At 53.1% G+C, this 6,989-nt stretch carries 4 protein-coding genes; all 4 read right to left on the bottom strand.

Going from position 1 to position 6,989, the window contains the following annotated elements; translation table 11 throughout:
• A partial coding sequence (locus AAC147_RS01995) for an RHS repeat domain-containing protein (protein WP_231571562.1) occupies positions 1-2,349 on the bottom strand: 2,349 nt, incomplete at its 3' end.
• 11 nt (positions 2,350-2,360) lie between these two features.
• Positions 2,361-2,717, bottom strand: coding sequence for a DUF4150 domain-containing protein (locus tag AAC147_RS01990; RefSeq protein ID WP_047685203.1), 357 nt, complete (start codon positions 2,715-2,717; stop codon positions 2,361-2,363).
• Positions 2,710-3,927, bottom strand: a complete 1,218-nt coding sequence (locus AAC147_RS01985; RefSeq protein ID WP_047685200.1) for a DUF2169 family type VI secretion system accessory protein — start codon at positions 3,925-3,927, stop codon at positions 2,710-2,712. Before AAC147_RS01985 ends, AAC147_RS01990 begins: the two co-directional genes overlap by 8 nt.
• Positions 3,928-3,942: 15 nt before the next feature.
• Positions 3,943-6,183, bottom strand: coding sequence for a type VI secretion system Vgr family protein (gene tssI, locus AAC147_RS01980; protein WP_047685197.1), 2,241 nt, complete (start codon positions 6,181-6,183; stop codon positions 3,943-3,945).
• Between the last annotated feature and the right edge of the window lie 806 nt (positions 6,184-6,989).

Here is a 6,989-nt window from a genome sequence, read left to right as displayed (position 1 = left end):
TTGGCGCAGGCGGCCCAGTTCATCCAGTTGCAGGCCGGTGGTCTGACCGTCTGGGGTCATCACGGCAGCCAGCCGCTGTTGTTCGTCATAGGCATAGTGCCACTGACGCCCATCCGGTAATAAGCGCTGGCGTAATTCACCGTGGGTGCCGTATTGATACTCTTCTTTGTGTCCCAGCGGATTAGTCAGCGCCGTCAGGTTACCCTGTTCATCATAATGAAATTGCCAGCGCTCACCGGTGGGCAGGACACTTTCAATGAGCTGTCCGTGTTCGTCATAGCCGTAAGCAAAGGTTTCTCCGGTCGGCAGGACCATTTCAGTCAGCGCACCATCAGGGTTGTAATCGAAAGTCGTGATCCCACCTGCTGCATCGGCTTCCCAGACGATTTGACTGTAGCGCCACTGGCGACGTATGACGCGTCCCAGCGGATCGACTTCACGGATCACCAGCCCGTTGTGATCGTAATGGTGCTGGGTTTCACCGCCTTCAGCATCCCGGTAAGTGGTGATGCGCGCCTGGTCGTCATAATGGAAACGGTCACTCCAGTAGCCACTGGGGGACATCATGCTCACTACCCGCCCCTGCTCATCATAAATGAGATATAGATCAGTCTGGTCGGTATCGTGCCAGCGAGTCATCCGCCCCTGAGCGTCATATTCATGCCACAAATGGTTGTGCTGGAACGCATCACATTGATGCAGATAACCCTGTGAATCATAGTGACAGGTCACCAGCCGTTGGTGTGTTTGTTGCTTGAGGTAATCTACTGTCTGGAGTTGCTGATCCTGATACCCCAGAATCAGCCGGAAGCCATCCGTGCGTGTGACTTCGATCAGTTGTGAGTGTTTATTGTAAATAAACCGGATCGCATTCTGACGGCGGTCAGTGATCGCGGATAGCTTGCGGATATTTCCAACGATGTGATTGAAGTGATAGCTGAGTTGGGACTGGCGGTCGGTCAGTTGTAGTTCACCCGTTAATTCGCCGGTCAGCAGGTAATGGGGAATACGCTGATTACGGGCGAGCACCGTGTTATCCGGTGTGTTGAAATCGTAGATGACTCCGTCTGCATCGGTGAAATTGATTTTGCCGTCAGTCAGTACTAGCTGGCGTGACCAGTCATCCGCCCATTTGGGACCAAACAGACCGTTTAATTTTGCGGTGGAGCGATAGGTGCGGGTCAGGGTAATCGGCAACAATCCGGGGATAGCGATAACCGGCCAGACTTGCAGGAAGTCGCCGGTAGCCATATCGACAGGTTCACTTTTTGTGCTACAAGTCCCGTTGCAGCTACCATCTTTATCGGTGGATTTGTTGTCAACAGGGTCTTTTTCGGTGTTTTTGGGTTTGGCCGGCGCGGGGTTGGCGGTTTCTGGCGACTGGCCTTTGATTTTAGCCCCCGCTGCTTCGGCGGCCCTGGCTTCTTCAGCGAGTACTTTGCTTTCGGTTTTAGCGGCGGTTTTTGCCGCTCCTTTTGCAGCCCCCTTGATTAATCCGCCAAACCCTGTAGCAAAAGAAAAACCGGTAAAAATTAAATCGCCGCCTTTTTCAGCATCGCTTTTCATTTCCATTTTAATCGCATCAGCATTGACCATATCAACGGCCTTTTGCTGCAATTCAGACACACCGACAGGAGAGCCCCCCATATATTCCCAGGCTTTTTCGGCAGCAACGGCCGGTGCCGTTGTCATGATTACGGCTCCCTTGCCAAGCAATTCCCCCATTTCAGGAACGGTATTCCAGAGTGCTTTGCCTGCCCCGACAGCCGCTTCGCCCGGACTGTCCCAGGCGGCTTGCAGATTGTGTTTACTCTCATCCACCCATTTGTTGAAGTCATCGGCGGTTTCCTGAAACCAGTCAACGGTTTTATCCCACATCCCTTTTTCCGCAGGGGCCTCTGGCTTAATGGCCGGATTAGCGGCATGCGGAGGAGAGGCGGACTGGGGGGCCTGTCCGACAATGCTACCAATGGTATTCCCTTCTCCGGTCGGGCTATCGTCTCGTGGCTTTTGCGGCAACGCAGCATTGGGTTTGGGATGATCGTCGTCGTCTTTCTCTTTTTCCCATTCTTCCTTTGGAAATTCACCCCTTTTGAATTTTTCAACGGTATCCTGAGCCGTTTTCTTAAAAGCCTGAGCTTCGAAGTCAGCGTCTGCCTGGTTATAGTGAACGTCTAATTCCGGGTTGTCGCCGTAATCGCCGTAAAAACGGGCGCTTTGCCGGTATAATGTCTCTGCATTGCTGAGCGCTTTCTCCGCCTCAGCCTGTGTGCGAATGTTAAATTCTTTACAATATTCTTCGGCTCTGACATCGTTGCTATCGGGTGTGACGAGCATCTTATCTGACATGGTTTCCCTCCTTATGCCCCATTCATCCAAAATTTATCCCCGTGGCGCAGCACCAGTTTGTTGCCGGCACGTACCGTGCGGGTATGCTCCTGCGGATGGCATTTTCCGCCGACGGTGCCACTTTTGACGCCATTCGCTACGCCGGGCTGGTCGCCCAGTGTCTGCGGCACAAAGCTCTGGGCAAATACCACCACCGGCTGGCCATTGGCGCGCACGGTTTTTTCCGGGGCTGAGCTGTCTGCCAGTTTCGCCACCACCGGATAGGGGATGGGTGGGGTGGAAGGCCCCATCGGGGTTTTGCACACGTCCGGCAGCATACCGATAATCATCCAGGTGCCCGCGGTACGGGCGATGTAGTTATCAGCCATCTTTTTTCTCCTCTTCCAGTGGCGCCAGTTTGAGTAACGGCGCATCCGGGTTGATTTCAAACCGGGCTTCGGCGACCCGTACGGGCAGAGAGGCTTTGAAGCTCAGACGGCAGGTTATATGCAGTGTTCTGGCTTCGCTGTCGATAATGAGCGTATCGAGGCGCATCGGCACGGGCAGTAGCATGCCGTTGTGCATCCGCAGCAGGATAAACGGGCGGTGTCCCGGCAGTTTGACATGCAGGTCACTGTGAGGCGTCAGGCCGCTCAGGGTGAGGGCGATATCGGTGTCCGGCCAGTCAATCTGCTGGTCAGCCGGTGCCCCGTTCCAATAGCCGAAGTCAAAATCTTTCGGCAGGTAAGGGTGGCGATGTTCCAGCCAGTCGGCATCGTAAGTGCCGGCAAGCTGGCGGCGGGGCAGCCACGGGCGACCGATAAACCCCATTCCCTGCGGCTGACAGGCCGGGGTATCAGTCGGTAATGTACTGTTCAGTTGCGCGGCAAAATGCTGCGCGGTCAACGGCGCATCCGGGCGGGTAATACGTGGGGCAGGGTAGCGGGTGAGTTGTTTGGCATCGGCATACCACGGTGTGATAAATCCCATCCCCAGCGGGTTGGTTTCACAAACGGCATGGGCAACCGGGGCATTTTCCCCGTCCGGGTGCTGCTGGCGCTGTTCGGGGGTCAGTCGGTCACGCTCTTTGAGGTGTTGGCTCGCTTTATCGTCTGCCTGAATTTTGCACTCACCCCCAAAGGCATAGCGATAATCCAGTGGCAGTGTCGTAAAGGGTTTCGGTGCCGTCAGTTGCCAGTTGCCGCTGGTGTCACGGATAAATTCCCGTTCGCCGGTTACAGTCAGGGTTTTGTCAAGCAGGGTCTGGCCCTGCTTAGTTTGTACCTGCAATCGCACGGGAAATTCGGTACAGGGCTTACCTTCTGGCGCATAAGCCGTGCCGTTGACAATCACGTCGCAGCGCGGTTTAAACGGCGCAAGGTCACTTTCCTGCAACACCTGCGAAGCATTCATCTGCCCGCGGTATTCATCCTGTAAACACAGGGGCGGGGCGGGCAATAATTCGGCGACGTACTCCCCCTCTCCGGCAGGCATCAGTTGGTAGCCAATTTTCATGACCGCGACGTGATGCTCGGTATCGTCGACATCGCACATCGAATAGTTCATCACCGCGAAGGGCGTCAGGTTACGAAATTCCATCTCAGTCCGTCCTTGTTAGTTCAGGTCGATGTCTTTGCCGGTGATTTGTACCGGGCCACTGGCCTCAAATTTGAACTCACTGCCCTGAATGGTGATTTTACCCTCGCTATCCATACGCAGGACGCTGGCACCGCATTTCAGCTCAATCACATCACCGGCATTGATAGACAAGGTATTGCCGACAATAACGGATTTGTGAAGCCCCACCTGTTCAGTCTGGCTGGCGCCGACGGTGGTGTTCATGCTGGCCCCGACGGTCAGTGCATAAATCATGCCGATGGTTTCCGTGCTGGTCATTTTCACCATCTCGTTTTTGTGTGCATTCACCTTGATGGTCTGGTTTTTCTCCACCGTTTCGCTGTGGTTAGCCAGTACATGGGTCTCACGGTCATTGAGTACCTTGGTATTCATGTCTTTCTGCGCATGCAATGACAGCAGTTCACTGCCCTTGGCATCTTCAAACAGCAGTTCGTTATACCCTTGTCCTTTGTGGGTTTTGGAGCGAAACGCCATTTGGGTTTTGCTGCCCGGCAAGGCCCCCGGTGGGATGTTGCTGGCATGGTAGGTGCGCCCGGTGACGATGGGCTGGTCGGGGTCGCCATGCAGGAAGTCCACCACCACTTCCTGTCCGATGCGTGGAATGGCCAGCATGCCCCAGCCCTGACCGGCCCACGGTTGACTGACCCGTATCCAGCAGGAGCTTTGGTCATCGCTCTTGCCGTAACGGTCCCACGGGAATTGCAGGCGCACCCGCCCGTACTGGTCACAGAAAATCTCCTCCCCCGCCGGGCCGACGACTTTGGCAATTTGCGGCCCATCAATCACCGGTTTCGGCAACGGTGCCGGACGCCAGTTCTGGTTCTGGCGGATAAAGTGGAAGTGACTGTGCAGCGTTGTACCGGAGCCGGAGCTGGCGGTTTCCAGTGCCTGGGGCTGGCTGCCGCTGTGGCTGGTCGCAACGGTCTGCCACGACTGGTTCAGGTCCAGGCGGGGATGATTATCGAGAATGAACAGTTTGCCCGGTTGCAGGGCGATGGCATTGCCACTGCCCTGTCCGGTCACGGCGTCGTTGCGCAGCGCCTCCAGCCGGTAGCGGGTAAAATCTTTGCCATGCGCCTCGTCCTTGAAACGGCCCGGATAGTCGTAGTGCTCGTAATACAACTGTTGCAGGTTTTCATCCCGCATCTGTTGCTGAAATTCTGCCGGCCAGCTCGGGTTTTTGAAAGTGTAATCCTTAAGCTGTACCTGAGCCGGTCGTACCTGCGCGCTGCTGGTCAGACTGCTGACCGCCGGTTCCCCCAGCGTACTGCCTTCGCCCGGCTGATAGGGCAGGCGGATGCCCGGCGGCACAGAGCCGCAGTCGTCGGCGTATACCAGCGTGTTGCGCCCGTTACGGCATTCAAAGAAGTAGAAAATGCCTTCTTCCGCGGTTAGTCGTTGCAGAAAATCAAAGTCGCTTTCCTGATACTGCACGCAGAATTCGCGCTCCGGGTGCGGGTGACGCAGCCTGAATTCCACGTCACGGATGCTGTGCTCTTTGAGGATTTTGGTGATGATGCCGGCGATGTTGAGTTGCTGAAAGATACGCGAGTTCTGTCGCAGAGTGGTGCGCCACAGGTCGGGGCGGATACTCATCCGGTAGGTGGTCTGATGCAGGCCAGTATTGCCCTGCTCAAAGCGGGTGACGATGCCGGTGACGCTGCGCTGTTCAATCCCATTCAACAGAATGGTCAGTGTGGCCGTGCGGTCAAGCACCAGTGGGAAATCTATAGCAGGGTCAGCACTCGCCAGCCCCACTTCCAGCACAAAGGGGCGTGAGAAGTGTTCGCTCAGGCTGAAGTCAGTGACGACAAAGGTCTGTGCCGGTAAGCCACCTGCTGTCAGGGTGAACAACAGGCCGCTGGGGTCAGCGCCGCCAAGTAATCCCAATGCCTGACCAGCTTGCTGTAACAGCTTGCCTGCCGTTGAGTTACCCATGGCAGCCTGAGCTGCCAGCCCGGCTTTTTGTCCTGCGCCACCGGCAAAGCCGCCGCCCATACCGCTGATCATGCTACCAGCACCGAGGCCACCGGCTGCTTTGCCTGAACTCCCCGCAAAACCTCCGCCACTGATTAGGCTACCGGCACCGGCAGCAGAATTACCCTTCGCCCCCGTCAACAGGCCTTTGGCCTGTTTCGCTATTTGTGTCGTTTGCTGTCCTTGTTCCAACAGCGCGTTTCCTTTCTTTAATTTTGTGAGGTGCTTTTTCACTGACATATTCTGTCTCCCTGAGATGATGGAATGTTATGAAATAGGCTATCCCGCCCGATAACAACACAGGCCATAACATTCGGGCACAAGATTTAAATCTAACTCACATTGTCTCCGACAAATTGGTTAATTAAGGACGCAATATGCTGTTTTACGATAATTTGAAGGGACTTTATTTTCCGAATATATCGGCTGATTTGTAGTGAATAAAACGGGGGGGATAATAAATAATGAATGAGTAAAGACCAAACCAAATCAAGTGAAATAAAAAACGGCATCTGACAATAACAGCGTAAAAAGTTAAAATGATTGCCGTTGAGGAATAATATTCTGAAATGGCGTATATGATTAGTGTATCTAACCGATTAATATTTATCCATAAAAGGTGTATTTTTTGTAACATTATGATGTGAAAATAAAAAATAAGATAACGGTTTTGACAGAATCATGATCATTTTCATTTTATGGACTCGATCACAAAAAAACTATTTTTAGATATAATATTTTTCTGTCTTTTTTTGATAAAAAAAGAGTGTAGTAATGAATGATGTATCTACATTGAATATATAAATGTCAGCCATTCTTTCAAATAAAAGCAAATATTGCGATGAGATCACTCCTAAATGAAAATAGCCGAATTAATATTTGGCTAATTGAGCAATATAAGGATTAAGTCAATCCAAATAACTCAGATTTATTAGACAACTGCCTGGATTTCAAAGGACCGTTTGCTGCTCTAACAGTGATAGTCATTTACTTTCCCATTATTCTATAATTTCCTGTTTTTCTTTCAGGTCGTCATAGCGATCATA

It is taken from the genome of Xenorhabdus sp. NBAII XenSa04, from assembly GCF_963866145.1.
Classification (GTDB): domain Bacteria; phylum Pseudomonadota; class Gammaproteobacteria; order Enterobacterales; family Enterobacteriaceae; genus Xenorhabdus; species Xenorhabdus indica.
Note: the sequence above shows the minus strand (reverse complement) of the source record. Positions and strands in the feature narration are given on the sequence as shown.

What these genes read in the sequence shown, in the direction of transcription:
- AAC147_RS01990 (WP_047685203.1), bottom strand. Translation starts at nt 2,717, where the DNA reads ATGGCTGATAACTACATCGCCCGTACCGCGGGCACCTGGATGATTATC.
- AAC147_RS01985 (WP_047685200.1), bottom strand. Translation starts at nt 3,927, where the DNA reads ATGGAATTTCGTAACCTGACGCCCTTCGCGGTGATGAACTATTCGATG.
- tssI (WP_047685197.1), bottom strand. Translation starts at nt 6,183, where the DNA reads ATGTCAGTGAAAAAGCACCTCACAAAATTAAAGAAAGGAAACGCGCTG.